This is a genomic window from Endozoicomonas sp. ALB091 (assembly GCF_049310265.1).
In the GTDB taxonomy this organism is placed as follows: Bacteria; Pseudomonadota; Gammaproteobacteria; order Pseudomonadales; family Endozoicomonadaceae; genus Endozoicomonas.
Genome location: NZ_JBLYNQ010000007.1, coordinates 780,563 through 798,791 on the forward strand (window position 1 = coordinate 780,563; position 18,229 = coordinate 798,791).

The following is an 18,229-nucleotide window of genomic DNA, read 5'->3' on the forward strand; positions in this document are numbered from 1 at the left end:
AAAGCGTTAATACCCGTACACCCCGTTCATCCTGAGCTTGTCGAAGGATGGTGCCACCGTACTTCGACAAGCTCAGCACGAACGGTATGGGTATCAACGCTAAATTGCACTAGGAGGTACTCTGAAAGCAACCACATCCACCCACTCCCGCTCAAAGCCTGACCGCCGGGATGACACCGGTTCAAGCGGGATGCCTGACCGCCCCAGAAGCACATTTAACGGTAAAAAAGTCTCAAACCATCAGTCCTGCAGAGGCACAAGCCGCCCCCTGCATGATGTCAAAACTCTTGAAGACGCCTTTTGGGAAAGTAAACCGTTACCAGAACGTAAGACCACCTCGGCTGAGGTGCTTAAAGCATATAGCCGTGATGTAACCTCGCTCAGAAGTGGCTTCTTCCTGCAAAAGCTCTGCTTACAGAACGTTCCACACGGCAATAGAAAAGTCACCCCGGATCAGGTCATTCAGGAATTCAAACGGGAGCCGGGTCAGAATAGCAAGTGCCAATTAGCGATAGCTCGTTTCAAAGCGGAATGCTGCCTGAAAGGCCTGCTCCTGAATGGTCAGCGGGTCACAGCGGATGCGGTGGTTAAGGACTTCCCGGATACTCCGGAAGGAAAACTGGGAATAGCACGCTTTATGGAACAATGTTGCCTGAGTGGCCTGGGCCTGCAAGGCCAGCAGGTCACACCGAATGCGGTGGTCAGGGCTTTCCCGGATAATCCGGAAGGCAAACTGGGAGTAGCACGCTTTCAGGAACAATGCTGCCTGAGCGGCTTGCCATTGAATGGCCAGCAGGTCTCACCGGATACGGTGGCCAACGCTTTTCCGGATAGTCCGGTAGGAAAGCTGGGCATAGTACGCTTTAAAGAAGAATGTTGCCTGGAAGGCATGCCGTTGAATGGCCAGCAAGTCTCACCGGATACGGTGGCCAACGCTTTTCCGGATAGTCCGGTAGGAAAGCTGGGCATAGTACGCTTTAAAGAAGAATGTTGCCTGGAAGGCATGCCGTTGAATGGCCAGCAAGTCTCACCGGATACGGTGTTGAAGGGTTTTCAGGCCGCCAACGCAAAACTGGAAATGGCGCACTTTAAAGCGGAATGTTGTCTGAGGAACCTGCCGTTGAATGGCCAGCAGGTGACAACGGGTGCGGCGTTTAAGGATTTCCCGGATAGCCCGGAAGGCAAACTGGCAAAAGCGCGCTTCAAAGCGGAATGCTGCCTGAGGAGCCTGCCGATAAATGGCCATCGGATCACACCGGCGTCAGTGATTAAGGATTTTCAGGACACCAGGGCAGCACTGGAGCTGGCACGCTTTAAGGAACACTGTTGCCTGAGGGAGCTGCCGCTGAATGGGGAACAGATCACACCGGATGAGGTGGTTAAGGATTTTCAGGCAGCCAGGGAAATATTGGGATTGGCGCGCTTCAAAGCAGAATGTTGCCTGCGGGGCCTGCTTTTGAATGACCAGCAGGTCACACTGGAGCAGGTAGTTAAAGCTTTCCCGAATAGTCCGGAGGGCAAACTGGGGATCGCACGCTTCAAAGCGGACTACTATCTGAAAGGCCTGCCGCTGCATGACCTGCTGGTCACACCGGATGAGGTGTTTATGGATTTCCCGAATAGCCCGGAAGGCAAACTGGGGAGAGCACGCTTCAAAGCAGAATGCTACCTGAAGAACCTGCCATTGAACGGCCAGCCGGTCAGCCAGAGTGAGGTAATTAAAGATTATCAGGCGGCCAAAGCACCACTGGAGCTGGCACGCTTTAAGGAGCAATGTTGCCTGAAGTCCCTGCCGTTGAATGGTCGGCAAGTGACACCGGATGAGGTGATCAGGGATTACCCGGATAATCCGTTGGGCAAACTGGGGAGCGCGCGCTTCAAATCAGAATGTTGTCTGCGTGGCCTGACGCTGGATGGCCAGCTGGTCACACCGGATGCGGTGGTTAAGGATTATCAGGCCACCAGGGCAACACTGGAGCTGGCGCGCTTCAAAGCGGAATGCTGTATGAGAGGCCTGACACTGGCTGGCAACCGGGTCACCCCGGACGAGGTGGTCAGGGATTTCCCGGGCAGTCCGGCAGGCAAACTGGGCCAAGCGCACTTTAAAGCGGAATGTTGCCTGAGGGGCCTGGCGTTGAATGGTCAGCCGGTCACACCGGATGCGGTGATTAAGGGTTTCCCGGGTGGTCGGGAAAGCAGACTGGGTATCGCGCGCTTCAAGGCGGAATGTTGCCTGAGGGGCCTGACGTTGAATGGCCAGCAGGTCACACCGGATGCCGTGGTTAAGGGTTATCTGGCAGTCAGGGCAACACTCGAGCTGGCGCGCTTTAAGGAACAATGTTGTCTCAGAGGCCTGGCGTTGAATCGCCAGCCAGTCACTCCGGATTCAGTGGCCGAAGCGTACCAGGCAGCCAAAGCAAAACTGGCGCTGGCGCGCTTTAAAGCAGAATGCTGCCTGAGGGGGCTGTGTTTGAATAACCTGCAGGTCACACCGGAGGAAGTAGTCGGGGATTATCAGGCCATCAGGGCAATACTTGAACTGGCACGCTTTAAAGCAGACTGCTGCCTGAAGGACCTGAAGCTCAATGGTGACCAGGTCACACCGGATGAGGTGGTTAAGAGTTTCCCGGACAGTCCGGATGGCAAACTGGGGGTGGCGCGCTTCACAGCGGACTGTTGCCTGAGAGGGCTGCTGTTGAATGGCCAGCAGGTCACACCGGATTCCGTAGCCAGTGGTTATCAGGCAATCAGGGCAACACTGGAGCTGGCTCGCTTCAAATCGGAATGTTGCCTGAAAGGGCTGCTGTTGAATGGCCGGCAGGTCACACCGGATGCCGTGGTTAAGGATTATGAACGCGGTGGCAGGTTGCTCGAAAGAGCTATTTTTTATTCGCTACTGGCATTGAATGCCAGAGAACTGAATGGCAAATATCTGGATAACGAGGAGGTATTGGCAGCGTTTAATGATATACCCGGAGATCATACTTCAAGGCAAACCAGGTATCTGGTTCAAAGGTTGCAGCAATCCCACCGGTACGATGAAACCAGCAAAGGTCAGGAGATACTTCAACAGGCCTGGCAAATCTTAACCAAAGTGCCAGTCAAAGACGATGAGCAATCTCGACTGCAATGTATATTGAAATTCATGGCCATGGAGAATAAATGGACAATTGATCAACAGGAAGTGTCTGCAAAACAGGTATTCCATGCCATCAAAACACTGAGGCGCTCATTTAAGAATTCACGCCTGCATTTCTTCTTTCTGGCGCACTGCTGTATCACGAGACAGTCTATTGGCAGACAGCACATTCATAAGGATCAGGTAATCAGGTATCTTAAAAGTTTTCTTGAAGGAAGCAGGCTGCGCCATGCTTTAAACTGCTGGTTTGAAGAATGCAGCTCCGAAGCCTGTGTAATGGATGAGTTACTCGATGCTCAGGGGAGTGACAGTCCTCACCGATATACAACCTTTGCCAGTCAACAGGAAGCTTCTGTTGCCGTTAACAGCGAGAACACCGGACATAAGCATGGAGAACACCTGCCCGACGTGATTCCCGTTATCGAGCGTTCTGAGCGAAGCACAACATCGGCAGAGGTATTCGCTGCCAATCCGGGCAAGGAAGGCTCACTCCCCTGCCAGCTCAGGGAATATCGGGATACAACAGAAACCGCTTCCACCCACCAGACATTTGCCGTCTATATGGCTGAAACCCTGAAGCAAAGGTTAAAAACAGGCATCCCGGACAAGCCGGTTCCACGATTAAATGCGCTAACACTGAAAACACTGGAGATTATTCAGGAAATCAATAGTTCTTATACCATCCCCCCTCTGCTGATTAACGGTTCTTACGGACGTTTTTTACAGAATCTCTGCTCATCATTTAATGATATTGACATTGTCTGCACGGAAGAAGCGTCCTCCAGAACACTCTTTGACAGGCTGCAGGCACTGAACACCGACTGGGATTCTGAAATCGCCAAAAGCGTCACCATCTGGCCAATCGAGGGATGTCAGGCCATTAAACTGCCACACGCCTACAATATTCAACTTAAAGCCGGTGATCTGGGGAGGAAAGCAATGGAGCTTCACGTCAGTATTGATGTCAGAGTAGCCCATGAAAATACCGCACAACTGGCTATTCACGTTCCCGGCGTTGAAAGGCCGGTATGGTGTTTGTCGTTTACGGAAGAAACCCGGTTACTGAACGATACGCTGGAATACCTTGCCAGGAACCTTGACAGGCTAACAGAACAATTGCAAAAAGGAGCGATATTTGGCTTAGCTCGAACCCTGCTTTTTAACACGCCCCAAAACACCGATGAACGTATTTATGGTTTGCTTATGCGCTGCCTGCTTACCCTGAATAAAGCCAGGCAGTTTATCGCCCTGCACTCTGCAGAAAAACCCGGAAAACCTGACGGCCAGACTACCCCGCAGGCAAAAGAACAACAGCGCCTGCATACACTCGCTGCAAATCTACAAGCGAAATTACATAGCCATGTTTACCGTCATGGCTTTGAACACACAATTAACCACTGGCTATCGACAACTCAGCCTGTTAATGATCATCAGCTCCAGAAGAAGGACTTTACCAAAACACTGCTTGCGATGATGCATCCTGCATAAGTAGCTAACCAAAACTGTTATCGATACTAATCCTCATCAATAATTATAGATTTGTTGTGGCAAATCAGGTGATGACCATGGCTTGGCACACCTTAAATGGAACCTAACAATCACTCTGAGGTCAAACGGTGGTATTTACATGCCAAGTGCGCAGGGTTTTATTCTGAAAGCACCCACTTCAACCGACTTCTACCCAAAGTCTGCTGCCCGGGCTGACCGACAAACCGGTTCAGGCAGGATGCCTGACTGCTCCACAAATACATTTAACGGTAAAAGAATCTCCAGCCATCGCTGCCATAGAAGCACAGCCTCCACCATGGGTGAGGCCAGGCGTATTGAGAATGCCTTTTGGAAAAAAACACCACTACACGGACGTCAAATCACCTCAGCTGATGTGCTTAGAGCCTATGGCAATGATACGACCTCGCTCAGAGGTGGCTTCTTCCTGCAAAGACTCTGCTTACAAAACATTCTGCATAACAATAGAAAAGTAACGCCGGATCAGGTTATTCAGGAATTCAATCGGGAACCAGGTCGAAATAACAAATGCCAACTGGCGATAGCGCGCTTCAAGGCGGAATGCTGCCTGAGGAACCTGACCTTGAATGGCCAACCTGTCAGGACGGATACCGTGGTCAGGGATTTCCCGGATGGTCCGGAAGGCAAACTGGGGGTGGCGCATTTTAAGGAACAATGTTGCCTGAAAAGCCTGACCCTGAATGGTCAGCAGGTCACAGCGGCTGCAGTAATTGAGGATTTCCCGGATAGTCCGGAAGGCAGACTGGGGCTGGCACGCTTCAAGGCGGAATGTTGTCTGAAGGGCCTGGCAGTGAATAGCCAGCTACTCACACCGGATGCGGTGGTGAAGAGTTGTCAGGCAGCCAAAGCAACACTGGAACTGGCACGGTTCAAAGAGGAGTGTTGCCTGAAGGGCCTGCTGCTGAATGGTCATCAGATCACACCGGATACGGTGATTGAGAGTTTCCCGGATGACCCGGAAGGCAGACTGGGAATAATGCGCTTTAAGGAACAATGTTGCCTGAGCGGCCTGCTGTTAAATGGCCAGCAGGTGACACCGGATACGGTGGTTAAGGGGTGCCTGGAAATCAATGCAACACTCCCGCTGGCACGCTTCAAAGCGGAATGTTGCCTGAAAGGCCTGGCATTAAATGGCCATCAGGTCACACCGGGTGCGGTGGTTAAGGCTTATCAGGCAGCCAGGGCAACGCTGGAGCTGGCGCGCTTCAAAGCAGAATGTTGCCTGAAAAGCCTGCCGTTGAATGGCCAGCGGGTCACGCCGGATACTGTTGTTAGGGATTTTCAGGCCGCCAGGGCACCACTGGCGCTGGCACGATTTAAGCAACAATGTTGCCTGAGGGGCCTGACGTTGGGAGGCAGGCAGGTCACAGCGGATGAGGTGGTTATGGAGTTCCCGGATAGTCCGGATGGCCAACTGGCCACAGTGCGCTTCAAGGCCGAATGTTGCCTGAGAGGCCTGCCATTGAATGGCCGACAGGTGACACCGGAAGCGGTGATCCGGGATTATGAAAGTGGCAATTGGTTGCTCGAAAGAGCGATTTTCTACTCTCTGCTGGCATTGAATGCCAGAAAATTGCATGGCAACTACCTGGATAACCGGCAGGTATTAGCAGCGTTTGATGCAGCACCCGGGGACCATTCTTCAGGGCAAACCAGATATCTGATTAAAAAGCTGAGACAATCTCATAAGTGCGATGAAACCAGTGAAGCCCAGGATATCATGCAAAAGGCCTGGCAAATCTTAAACAGCGTACCGGTCAAAGATGAGCAGCAACGACTGCAATGCATATTGAAATTCATAGCGATGCAGAATGAATTGACCATTGATCATCAGAGAGTGTCAGCACAACAGGTATCGCAATCCATCAAAACACTGAAGCGCTCATTTCAGAACGCACGCCTGCATTTTTTCTTCCTGGCGTACTGCTATGTCAGGGGCCAGCCTGTTGATGGACGACAAATCCACAGGCATCAGGTTCTGGAGTGCCTCCAGAATTTTCATAAAAGAAGCAACTGGCAGCATGCTTTAGGCCGCTGGTTTGAACAATACAGTCCTGAAGCCAATATAATGGATAATTTATTGTTTGAACGAACAAACACGGTAGCGGTATCCGTTGCCAGTCCCGGGAAGGAATGCCAACGCCCTTATCAGGTCAGGGAATACCGGGATGAAACAGAAAATACCTGCGCCACCCGGGCAGTGACCGCCAGTGCGGCTCAAACTATGGAGCCACCGTTAACAACAGGCGGATCGGATGTTCCGGACAAGTCGACCCGACAGTTAACTCCGCTAACGCTGAAAGTGCTGGAAATTATTCAGGAAATCAATGGTTCTTATAACGATCCAGCCATTCTGATTACCGGTTCTTACGCCCGTTTTTTACAGAACCTCTGCTCAGTATTTAATGATATTGACATTATCTGCACGACAGAAAAATCAACCAGAACACTCCTTGCCAAGCTGCAGGCGCTAAACACCGACAGGGATTCAGACATCCCCAAAAGCATCATCATCTCACCAGTCCCGGGATGTCCGGCGATTCAACTGCCAGGTGCCTACAATATTGACCTTGAAGATGGTGATCTGGCGACCAGGGCATTGGGGTTTCAGGTCAGTGTTGACGCCAGGGTAGCCCAAAATACAACAGGATTGGCCGTTGAGGTTCCCGGCGTTGCCAGGCCGGTATGGTGTTTGTCGTTTGCTGAAGAAACCCGATTGCTCAATGATACGCTGGAATACCTTGCTGAGAACCTTGATCCGCTGACAGAGCAATTGCAAAACGGGCCGGTATTTGACGTCCCCCGTACCCTTCTTTTTAATAGCCCCCAAAATACCGATGAACGTATTTATGGCTTACTTCTACGCTGCCTGCTTACCCTGAATAAAGCCAGGCAGTTTATCGCTCTGCACTCTGAAGGCAGATCCGGGACAAATGACGGTTCGGCCACCACGCTTGAACAACAACGCCTGCATGCACTGACTGAGCATCTGCAAATGAAATTGACTGGCCATGTTTGCCGTCATGATTTTGAGCAAAGGGTTAACGGCTGGCTATCAACAGCTCCACAGGTTAATGGCTACCAGATCAAAAGGAAGGCATTTATTACGACACTGCTTGAGATGATGCATCCTGAAGAAGATCGAATAAACTCAGCTCGATGAACTTTTTGAAAAAATAACACTCTAAACGAATAGACCAAAGTGGCAGGTATTTCTCTTACCACGTCTCCCCTATTAAGTAGCTGGCCATATGGAATCATATATTTCTGGCTACTTGGGCAGGTGCTATGCGAGGCACAACGGAGGGAGCATAGCCGTAGCTATGTGACCGGAGTTGTAACGAAGCACGACTGCATGGATGCAGGAGCTAGAGCAACGCAGGAGCAGTTGCCGGGAGTGCCTGAACAAGGAGTCAGAAATATATGATTTCATATGGTTAGCTACTTAACTGACAACTCTCCCGGCAAACCAGGGATTAAACCGATGACCTTTCGCATATTGTTAATTTCATTACTGTTTTCCACTTCAGCTATGGCATTCGCAGGTAATGACTATAACTATACATTTATTAATACCGGCTTTGGTTACAATAATCAGAATCAGGGCACGCAAAACTTCGATGGAACCACCTGGTTCGTCAATGGTGCCTATAAAGTCCCATCCATACCCGTCATCCTGAACGCAGGATACGCCTACGGCCGCATTGATAAAGATGATGTTGCCAGTAATGTCGAGATTGATGGCAGCTCCTACTTTGCCGGAGCCAGCCTGTTATTAAAGCCAACGGACAGATTCCATGTCATTCCATCGGTCACCAGTGGCCGACTCAGAAACGGCCTGTCTGTGGATGCGGATGAGGTAAAGGATAAAGTCACAGCCTACACAGCGTCGGTCAGCGCCCGTTATCACCTGGAACAAGGCCTCTGGCTGAATTCCGGCTATATTCAGCAATACTATGACCGGGACGAAGATGACAATACCGGCTTCTTCACTGCCGGAGCAGAATATCAAGTGGATTATGAGTGGTCATTTGGCCTGAATTATCGCGGCAATTCTGATCAGTACACCACCCAGTTTTTTGTGAAACTCTTCTTCTGAGTGATCACTGAATTCGGCAATGTGTCCTCATTCCCACCAGAATCTGAACCATTTGGATGCCCCGCTGCCTGCTGCGGGGCTTAAATAAAGTTAACAAGACAGCTAAAAAGACAGAACAACGGCCCTGGTATCCGTATTTTTGGCCTTGAGCCCTCTCAAGCTGAAAGAACGGGACTGTTTGAGAATGTCCAGCTGAAGGCTGGCAGGATCACCCAGATATATAACCTCATAGTTGGCACTGCGATTCTGTATGGGCTGAACACTCACAGATTTGGTAAGAGGCAGGCTTTCCAGACAAGCCCGTAGTTCATCAACATCCCGCATACGATCGAAATTTTTCAGTGTTACCTGAATTTTGCTTCCGTTGTTGAACTGGCTGATAAACTGCTTCTTTATTGCACTGGTGAGCTTTGGCTGCAAATCTTCCATGGCATAACTCAGAGAGTTTTGTTCCCGAATAGTGGCCGAGTCAGAAATTTCAACGCTATTGTTTGGATCACTGGATACGTTAATCAAATCATCGCTACTGAAGCGGTCAGTAATACGGACTTTAATGGTCGTCTGCAGTCCGGTCATACCTCCCATTGCCTTATACTCATACTTGCTGATGTCAGTCTTGATGGTGTATCGAGCACTATTGGGCGAGGACGAAACCTCAAAACCACTGGTCGCCAGAAGTTCGCGCATCAGGCGATCAACCTCAGGTCTGTCCGTTTGAATTGCAAAGGATGGTCGCCCCATATTTTCCTGAATAGCGAGAATCTGCTGCTGACCGTCAGGAGGAGAGTCACTTACCTCGGCACTGATGATGATGAAGTAGTTGTTTCCTTCCTGGTACTCCTTGATCACCGTATAGCGCTGCACATGGCCAGAGGAAACCGTTGAAAGTTTTGCTCTCAAGGCTTCTGCGTTTTCAACCGTTGTTTTGGAGGCCATTTGCACCCCGCCATACTGTTCGACAGCACTGCGCAAAGCATTATTCAACGCTGTCGTGCGTGCAGCTTCCACACCTGATGACAAGGACGCAACACCACGGGCTTCAACAATGCTATCTTGCTCTTCAAACAATTCAGAGAAATCACCGCTACGTTCTGAAATAACCATTACGTTATAGGTCATACCATCATGCTCACCGGTATTAAAATTCCATGCGGCTTTCAGAGTACCTTCAACATTGCTGGTCAATGAGGTGTAGTACTCTTCGAGTACTGTATCACCTTTCCAGGATTGACTGGCCCGCTCTACAGAGGAAATCCGTTCCCCTTTAAGATAAGCCGTCAGAGATTTCATGGCATCCTGCCGTGCTATCTCTTGAGCAACATTGGCTTTACGGTGCATACCGAGACCAATTGCGATCACGGTACGTCCAAGCTCATTGTCATTCACCATGCCCATATACTGGTTATTAGCCAGCATTTTGGACACAGTTTTCTCAAGAGAAGCATTGGCTAATGTTGGCAACATCAGAAGTGCTGCCAGAATGAGAGCCCAACGTTTCATTAGTTAACGGCCCTCCTTACCAACCAAATGCGTCTTCTGCATCGGCATTGCCGCCTCCGGTATAAGCGCCGGAGGTAGCCGTACCTTGTGTGTTTTGAACGGGAACCTGCTGCTTCACAGGTTGCTGTGTCGCTACGGGAGGAACGACACGATTGCTGCTGGCAGCTTCTCTCTCGGCTTGGTTATAAACAGCCTTGCTGCTTTCAGCAATGCGAACAGATTGGTCCAAACCGTCTTTAGTGCCTTTGAGTTGCTGCTGTGATTGAATGTCCAGTACTTTGGTTTGGTACTGGCTGGCCTGCATAAGCCTGGCATTAACAACACTGGATGTATCAATGGAGTAAATGCTGACGTAAATATCCTGGCCAGAAAGCGGGTGGGTCACACGCCTGCCAAAACGCTTGGATAGACCTTGGACAGCGCGATTTTCGATGCTCTGGCTAAGCTCGCTGGTAAAGCTTTCCGCAGCAATGCTGACGTCCTTTCCGCCACTACTACTCAGGGTCGTCATTGCCTGCTCGGCTTTTTCATAGGCAGCAACGTCCGCATAAAGGGCTGTAGCCACTTGTTTACGTGCCATCAGTTCAGCGATACCACGGGCTTTTCGTTCAGAAGAAGAGCTACTGCCAACAGGGCTGGCAGCTATGCCAAGAATATGGAAATTACCAGAACTATCACGGAACTTGCGCCCCCCTGTAGCGGTAGACCAGTCCTGGCTGCGTATATAATCAGCCAGATTTTGTTTCCCTTTGGGAAGCGTCATTGCTTCACCTGAAAGCAGAGCCCGTATCATCTCCTCTTGTTTTGGAGACCAGACGGTCACCATGGCAACTTTATACTGTTGCTTAATGTCATCCCATGATTCAAACTGAGCAGCGGTAATGGCACCATACAGAGGCATTTTGGAAACGGCTTCAGCCATACTGTAGGCTTCACCTGTGACACTGCCTGCCAGTTGGTCCAGCTCGTTCATGGTACTTTCATGTTCAGACATGGCCTCCTGATAATTGGCTTTGGCCTGCTCATATTGGGCTTGCTTGTCAGCAGCGATTTCACCCTTATCGAAGTGCCCATCCAGCTTTTTGATAGCAGCTTCCATCAATGCATCGGCTCTATCACCAAAGGTGACACCTCGGAGCATTTGTGCTTCTTTGGCATCCATAACTTCCAACAGTTTGGCTACTCGCCCCCTCTGAGCAGCAGCTTTTCTTTCCAAATTTTCAAGTTTGTCTTTGAACTCAACATTAAGGTCTGTACCCGGGGTGCTGACACGATCTGCTGCTGACATATCAGTATAGATGTACTGAATAATGGATCGTTTCGCATCCAGAGATGCTTCCATGGATTTCAGAGAACGCTTAATGATGAAACTGTCATCATAAGATGGATCTTCCGAGTCAAAAATAGCTTCGCTTAGAGCGACATATACTCTTTTATCGCTGTTCCAGCCCTCAAGCACCCCACCTTTATCCAGAAATTGATAAGCAAGATCCATCGCATCAACTGCAGCAGCGGACTGTGCAGGCATGGTTTGCAGCTGAGTGGTAACGGCTGTGGCAGGTGTTTCGACGATTTGTGGCTGGACAGAAACAGCAGTGACTTCTGGCGAAGCCGCTTCGGGTTTAAACTCTACAGCGTGTACTGCTGAAGAGACAGCCAGTGCCAGTAGTGTGGCTTTAAAGAGATATCTCATGGTTTGTTCTCAATAATTTGGATAGTGTTATAAGCAAATTTATTTATTGCGGCATACAGTTGCAGATAAGAAACGAACCGGGATGCTTCCTGCTTTAATCCCATGCGGTGAAGAGATTCTGTGTAACGTGAAATAGCTTCCAGGTTGCTGGGTTCAAGAGCGATCCACTGTAAATAAACAGCAGCAGCTTCCGGCCAATTTTGCCTTGCGATTAAGGCTGCTCCCAGATACTGCCAGCTCTCCTGATGACGAGGTGAGCTATTGATGCTTTCTTTTAGCAGAGAGATGATTGTGTCAAGTTCTCTACCCTGTTCAAAAAGGACTTTGGCATCGATAAAGGCCTGGGCTGGCTGATCACTGAATGTGTTACTGAACAGAATATGTCCGGGCAGGCTCAGAGCGGCCGAATAAGGGCTGGCAAGATTCAGTTGGCCAGGTAGTTTGTGCAGGTAGGCAAGGGGATTCTTTTGCTGGTTTTCCTTAATCTGTGCAATAGCATTTGGCGCGCGTGCAGGCAAGGCTGTACTCTCAAAAGCAAGAATGGTTGTCTCAGGTAGAGATTTTTGTTTCAGGTGGTTATCAATGACATAGGCGCTGGCGGGGAGTTCGCAGAGCCAATCCAACGCAGGTGAGTTGTCAGCCTGCAATGCCAACAGTCTCTGCCTTTCGAGAAAAGGCTGCTGCGATGGCTGGTAATAGTTTGCCAGGCAGTATTTTTTTAACAGTTCTTTCTTTTCCCACTGCAGTGCAATCTCCTGCAACCCAAATTCCGAAAAGATCTTCCCCAGATAGTGGTAATGCTGACCGGCATCCAGCTGATGTAATAGTGTGGTGATATCTTCCGTGCTTATGTCTTCATTTTTGCTGGCCGTGATCAACCTTTTGATATCTTCTTCATTAGCTGCCAGAACATAGCGGTAGCTCTCTCCTTCCGGGCGGTTCACCAGAATACGGGATGGAAGCTTTTTCAGCCGGATGTCGCGCTGTCTGATCAGAGCCTGGTCAAGAGAGGAGCTACCTGTTGAAGATGAGAGGGCTTGTAGCTGGTAATGCTCTGTGATCTGCTGCCATGCAGAAATCATCGCTTTGGCTTTAGCCGAATTTCTGGATGTATCTCTTCCATACGGAAGAATCACCGTAGAAAAAACTATGCCGGAGTCGACGATAATGCCTGTTTTGCTGGCCGCATACTTGTCAAAATATAACGTATGTGACTGACCAAGAGTAACAGCCGAAGCTGCTACCCCCGGAGTACCAGACAGAGCAAAGACCATTACCAGGGCAGTAAGGATTTTCGTACTGCGCATACTGCTCAGTCCTTGTAGTTATCTTCCCATTCTGGAGGTAGCGGCATACCGTTGGATACGGCAAACAGCTCGTTCTTTTTGAAGAAGAGTGGATCAGCTTTGATTTCAGCGACCAGGTCCTGAACATCAGGATCATTAGACCAGCGTATAATTTTACCGCGACTGGCATCGGCCCCAGGAGTGACTTCAGCAATAGCCAATGGCAGATCCACCCCCATATCAGACATGTAAAGAGTTACGATCTGTTTGCCCATGAAACCGCTTTCATAGCCTTTATCGATTTGGAAATTACTGCCTCTAAAACCAACGACCTGTCCTCCAATTGGCAGTTTATTACCGATTTTATTTGCAACGATTTTAAGAGCGTTAATGGATGCCTGGTTCAGTGCATCCTGCTCTTGTTCTTGATCGAAACCACCAATCACCTTACCGCTTGGCAAGCGGAACAGGGTGCGAATGGCACGGCCTTCTGCGGAATCCGCTTCAATAATTTCATCTGTCTGGAAATCAATCAGCTGATAATCAACGCGGATTATGTACAGGACTTCGTTATGGTCAACGCGGTTATACTCTTCCTTCACAGCAGAAACACCGGCTACCAGCCCGTAATCGGCATTCAGGCCTTTACCAAAGCGCATGCGCGACAAGGCATCAGTTGTGCCCATATCCTGAAAACGTTTCTCAGCTGCTTTGCCTTTCTGGCCGAGATGGCGGGATACGATCGTGAAGCGTTTCAGCTTGCTGATCTCTGTCTCCATCATGGTAGAAACCGTTTCCAGTGGAAGGTCTGAGTAGCTGCTGGCATCTTTATTTGCAAAAAAGTTTGTAGCAACCACAAGACGCTTGTAGTTCTTGGTTGAATAGTTCTGTGGAAGTTCAATGGCCTTTTTGCTGGACTCATAATCGGCCTTACTCACAGTATGGAGTGAAGGGTCAATCTGCACTTTGCCCTGCATTCCTGCACACCCTGTCAGAATGGCAGCTGAAAGTGCGCAGACACAGAAATGTTTGATGCCAAAAGACATAATAATCTCGTGAATATGAAGGAGGAAAAAAAGAGCAGCTAAATAGCTGCTCTTTTATACTTTATCGGCCAGCGTAACTGATGGCGTTGTTGTAAATACCGTGGTATTTCTTCAGCATGGAGAGTGCATCAACGGTAAATGAGATCTGGTCACCGGCAAGGCTTGCACCCTTCATTGCGGAAGGCAATTTCATAGGATTGGACACCAGAGCTTTGATATCAATTTGCTGGACACTCTTCTGCAGCTTGTAAGCTTCAACTAACAGACCAAGAGACTGTTTCGTCATCTCGGAAGACGTATTCAGGAACGCGTCAAATTCTTTTTTCTCAGCTTCTGGCAGCTTTGCGTATTCTGCTTTGTAAGCTTCAGGATCGGTTTCAGCAAGTTTGGTCAGCTGGTTGTAACCTGCGAGTTCAACCTTCGTAATGTAGCTGTCTGTCAGTTTGATAGTTTTGTCAGTTCAAGTTACAAGCAATTGGCTCGACTCTGATTTGATTCTCAGGGCAATATTCTATGCTGAACTCCGCTTCTTCCGACGACTTCCAGCACTCTTTGCTTTGCCTTTTCGTTTAAACGGCTGGTTCGAAGGGGCAGGCAATCCGGCAACAGAGGGCAAGCCATCGTTCATGGTTTGCATCAATAACGCTCTCAGCTCCTGATCAAGCCCGCCCATAAAGGCACCGTAGCTGCCTTTTCGCTCAACAATGTCATTCAGAGAGGCTTCCCAGCGTGCGGTCATATCAGGCGTGGTCACTCTTTCCGGTAATGCGTTGACCAGGGCTCTGCCAGTGGCTGTTGCATGAATATTTCGGCCTTTGCGCTCCAGGAACTGGCGCTTGAACAAGAGTTCAATAATGCTGGCCCGGGTTGCCTCGGTTCCCAGGCCGTCGGTTTCACGGAGAATCTTGCGAATGTCTTTATCCTGAACAAATCGGGCGATGCCCGTCATGGCCGAAAGGAGTGTTGCATCATTAAATGGTTTGGGGGGCTGTGTCATTTTTTCCTTCAGCTCGGCTTCAGGACAATCAAGCACATCGCCTTTGGCCAGCTCAGGTAAAAAAGCACTCTCTTCATTATTTTCATCACCGACGGAACGCTGATGACTTTTGCCTGAATTCATCAGAACCTTCCACCCTTCCTCGACAGTCTGGCGGCTCCCGGCCCGGAAAAGGCCTTTTTCTATGTCGATATCGACGACTCTTTTTCTGAAAGTATGATCAGGATAAAACTGCGCAACATATTGTCTGGCAATTAATCCATACAACTTGCGATCCAGTTCAGACAATCGTTCAAGGTCCGTTCTCAGAGAGGTAGGAATAATACCGTGATGCGCCCCAACTTTTTTATCATTCCAGGCACTGGTTTTCCTTTCCGGCAACGCCTGATCCACCGCCTTCCCCAGCGAAGAGACATTGTGGCGAATCGTTGCCAACACTTCAGGTGCCTGGGATAAATGCTCTTCGGGCAGATAGCGACAGTCTGAACGGGGGTAAGTAATCAGTTTCTGCTCATAAAGACGCTGACAGCTATCAAGCACCGTCTTGGCATCCATACGCAGCTGCCTGGCAGCATCTATCTGCAGTGCCGACAACGAGTAGGGTAATGGCGGGGGTTCTTTGCCACGCTTATCTTCGACGCGTTTTACTGTCCCCTGCTTGCCGGTAATACGGTCCACCACATTCTGCGCCAGACGCCGATCCAGCACTCGCCCTTCCTCATCCATCCAGTTCTGGCAGGCTTCGCTGGGTAGCCATTTGGCTTTGAAGGTTTCCTCTTTTGCCGTTAACAAAGTGGCAAAAACCTCAAAGTACGGCTTAGGCTGAAAGTGTTCAATTTCGGCATCACGTCGGGCGACAAGACCCAGAATCGGTGTTTGCACCCGGCCGATGGAGAGCAGCCCATTAAAGCCAACCTTCCGGCCAAGCAATGTGCAGGCACGGGTCAGGTTAATACCGTAAAGCCAGTCTGCCCGGGAACGAGCCAGGGCAGAAACCGCCAGCGGTACAAACTCCTGGTTGGATCGCATCCGCCCAAGGGCCTGGGAAACGGCAGAAGGGTTCAGATCGCTGATTAATAAACGACGAACATCTTTTTTACGCTGGGCAGAGAGCTTCAGATAATCCAGCACTTCATCCACCAGCAACTGGCCTTCACGATCAGGGTCACCGGCATTGACAATAATATCAGCCCGTTTGAGCAGCTTATTGATCACTGATAACTGCCCACGCCCTCCCTTTCTGGGTCTCAATTTCCATTGCATGGGAACAATAGGCAGGTGCTCAAGCTTCCATGTTTTGAAGGCCGGATCATAGGCATCCGGCTCCTCCTGCTCAAGCAGGTGACCTATGCACCAGGTCACCACATCTCCTGAAGCAGACTCGATATAGCCTTCCTGTTTTTTCAGGGGCTTTTTCAAAACATCGGCAATGGCTCGCCCAAGGCTGGGCTTTTCGGCGATAAATAACCGCATTCAAAAACAGTCCGGCTGACAATGACTAAAATACTGTTTTTTTATACAGCATAATTCACCATTTAGCGAGCATTCATCCGTTTTCTTACCAGCCCAGGTAGAGTCGGCTGTTGTTATTTTTCCAAAGGTGTTTCGAGTCTTGCATCTGTTGATAAAGCTTTTCCTTACTCCTTTCCTGATCAGGCACCTGATCAACCAATCCTGATGGCAGGTTCTGGTTAATCTCTGTTACAGCATCAACACTGTGCACTGGCACAGTATTATCACCCACCTCCGCCATAGGTTCTGAACTGGAATCCCGACTGTGTTCTGAAGGCCCGGCATCTTCACCAACAGAGTCCTGACCATCAATAAATAGCTCCTCAGCCCACGGAAATGATAGATCTTCCTGAGGTACCTCATAATCTCTCTGTCCGGTGTCATCGGTGTTTACTTCCTCTGCGGGGCTGAGTACACCGGCAATATCGTCTTCAGCAACTGAAACAGAGGGCTCCAGAACTATGGCTGAATCCTCTTCCGAAACAGGCTCCGTGTAAGGTTCATCATCAGGCGGTCTGACAAAGCCACAGAGGCGATTGATGGCTTCTTGCTCATTTTCCAGTGTGTAGAAAATCTCATAAGGCGGTTCGCAAGTTATTGGGGTTTGGGGCTTGTGATCTGGATTATGACCAGCATGATTGTCAATAATGACATCCGGCACCCGGGGGTATTCAATGTCAAGATGGCAAATCGATATTCCGGTGCCTTTCTCCCTCTGCCCCTCTGCCAGATAACGGCCCAGAATCCCCTTAAATGGTATAAATTCATCAAAGTAAACCGCTTCAGCGTTCAGCGCCCTGCATAAATGAGCAACCCCCAGTTTCACAGGATCTTTAATAGCAGGTTTGACAAAATCAAGCCCATAGCCTTTAACCAGACTTAATACATGTTGTTCATTTATCTGATAACGAACGGTGATTTGGGGAAAGGTGATGATTATCCCATCGGCAGTAATACAAAGAATGTCCGTAACAGCCGCCGTCTCAGGCACAATGCTGATAACAAACCCTTCATCAGAAGGCCAGACTGGATAAACACCGGCAGGATAGACATCCTCATAAAATTGGTTTCCATTCCTGAATACTCCCACGCTTCCCTCCGTAACCTGGTAGAGAAAAGGAATATAAGAGTAGAAGTCAGAGGCTTCAGTTTTTTCACCCGGAAAGAGTAAGAAAGAAAGAAACACAAATAACATTATCATTAGTTTCTCTTCCACAATTTAACTCCAGGTTCAAACAAAGACTTATCAGGGAGCAGTAGTTATAGCAAAGCAATGAACCGTCAAGACAAAATTGAAAACAAAAAAAGTAAAAAGCCAATCAGCAGGCTTTCATCCGGATATTGCCCGGTCACTGATCAACGCGGCAAATCATGCTACTCACCGATCAGCCGAAAGATATGGTAATCTGAAAATACTTCCAAACCCCCGG

10 protein-coding genes are annotated in these 18,229 nt (G+C 49.4%); 3 read left to right on the forward strand and 7 right to left on the reverse strand.

The features are described 5' to 3' along the window. Positions 1-190 precede the first annotated feature (190 nt). From ACO6UX_RS15265 to ACO6UX_RS15275, 3 genes are all read left to right on the forward strand, one after another. Complete coding sequence (locus ACO6UX_RS15265) at positions 191-4,627, forward strand: hypothetical protein (protein WP_422448993.1); 4,437 nt, start codon at positions 191-193, stop codon at positions 4,625-4,627. Positions 4,628-4,766: 139 nt separating this feature from the next. Next, complete coding sequence (locus ACO6UX_RS15270) at positions 4,767-7,829, forward strand: hypothetical protein (protein ID WP_422448995.1); 3,063 nt, start codon at positions 4,767-4,769, stop codon at positions 7,827-7,829. 321 nt (positions 7,830-8,150) lie between these two features. Then, a complete protein-coding gene (locus ACO6UX_RS15275; RefSeq protein ID WP_422448997.1) occupies positions 8,151-8,765 on the forward strand; it encodes an outer membrane beta-barrel protein in 615 nt (204 codons plus the stop codon). Positions 8,766-8,867: 102 nt separating this feature from the next. Here ACO6UX_RS15275 and ACO6UX_RS15280 read toward each other — a convergent pair whose 3' ends face one another. The 7 genes from ACO6UX_RS15280 to ACO6UX_RS15310 all read right to left on the reverse strand — a co-directional run bounded on the left by ACO6UX_RS15280 (position 8,868) and on the right by ACO6UX_RS15310 (position 17,889). After that, on the reverse strand, positions 8,868-10,265 hold the full coding sequence (locus ACO6UX_RS15280; RefSeq protein WP_422448999.1) for a flagellar assembly protein T N-terminal domain-containing protein: 1,398 nt from the start codon (positions 10,263-10,265) through the stop codon (positions 8,868-8,870). A gap of 16 nt (positions 10,266-10,281) precedes the next feature. After that, a complete protein-coding gene (locus ACO6UX_RS15285; RefSeq protein WP_422449001.1) occupies positions 10,282-11,958 on the reverse strand; it encodes a hypothetical protein in 1,677 nt (558 codons plus the stop codon). Further along, positions 11,955-13,265, reverse strand: coding sequence for a hypothetical protein (locus ACO6UX_RS15290; RefSeq protein ID WP_422449003.1), 1,311 nt, complete (start codon positions 13,263-13,265; stop codon positions 11,955-11,957). Before ACO6UX_RS15290 ends, ACO6UX_RS15285 begins: the two co-directional genes overlap by 4 nt. Positions 13,266-13,270: 5 nt before the next feature. Beyond that, positions 13,271-14,290 (reverse strand): hypothetical protein, encoded by a 1,020-nt coding sequence (locus ACO6UX_RS15295; RefSeq protein WP_422449005.1) that lies wholly within the window; start codon positions 14,288-14,290, stop codon positions 13,271-13,273. Between the two features lie 61 nt (positions 14,291-14,351). After that, positions 14,352-14,576, reverse strand: coding sequence for a hypothetical protein (locus ACO6UX_RS15300; protein WP_422449007.1), 225 nt, complete (start codon positions 14,574-14,576; stop codon positions 14,352-14,354). Positions 14,577-14,801: 225 nt separating this feature from the next. After that, positions 14,802-16,760, reverse strand: coding sequence for a DNA topoisomerase III (locus ACO6UX_RS15305; protein ID WP_422449009.1), 1,959 nt, complete (start codon positions 16,758-16,760; stop codon positions 14,802-14,804). An 85-nt stretch (positions 16,761-16,845) separates the two neighbouring features. Continuing rightward, complete coding sequence (locus ACO6UX_RS15310; RefSeq protein ID WP_422449011.1) at positions 16,846-17,889, reverse strand: hypothetical protein; 1,044 nt, start codon at positions 17,887-17,889, stop codon at positions 16,846-16,848. Between the last annotated feature and the right edge of the window lie 340 nt (positions 17,890-18,229).

Excerpts from the sequence above, each read along its gene's own strand:
- ACO6UX_RS15280 (WP_422448999.1), bottom strand. The coding sequence starts at position 10,265 with ATGAAACGTTGGGCTCTCATTCTGGCAGCACTTCTGATGTTGCCAACA.
- ACO6UX_RS15285 (WP_422449001.1), bottom strand. The coding sequence starts at position 11,958 with ATGAGATATCTCTTTAAAGCCACACTACTGGCACTGGCTGTCTCTTCA.
- ACO6UX_RS15270 (WP_422448995.1), top strand. The coding sequence starts at position 4,767 with ATGCCAAGTGCGCAGGGTTTTATTCTGAAAGCACCCACTTCAACCGAC.
- ACO6UX_RS15275 (WP_422448997.1), top strand. The coding sequence starts at position 8,151 with ATGACCTTTCGCATATTGTTAATTTCATTACTGTTTTCCACTTCAGCT.
- ACO6UX_RS15300 (WP_422449007.1), bottom strand. The coding sequence starts at position 14,576 with ATGACGAAACAGTCTCTTGGTCTGTTAGTTGAAGCTTACAAGCTGCAG.
- ACO6UX_RS15265 (WP_422448993.1), top strand. The coding sequence starts at position 191 with ATGCCTGACCGCCCCAGAAGCACATTTAACGGTAAAAAAGTCTCAAAC.
- ACO6UX_RS15305 (WP_422449009.1), bottom strand. The coding sequence starts at position 16,760 with ATGCGGTTATTTATCGCCGAAAAGCCCAGCCTTGGGCGAGCCATTGCC.
- ACO6UX_RS15295 (WP_422449005.1), bottom strand. The coding sequence starts at position 14,290 with ATGTCTTTTGGCATCAAACATTTCTGTGTCTGCGCACTTTCAGCTGCC.
- ACO6UX_RS15290 (WP_422449003.1), bottom strand. The coding sequence starts at position 13,265 with ATGCGCAGTACGAAAATCCTTACTGCCCTGGTAATGGTCTTTGCTCTG.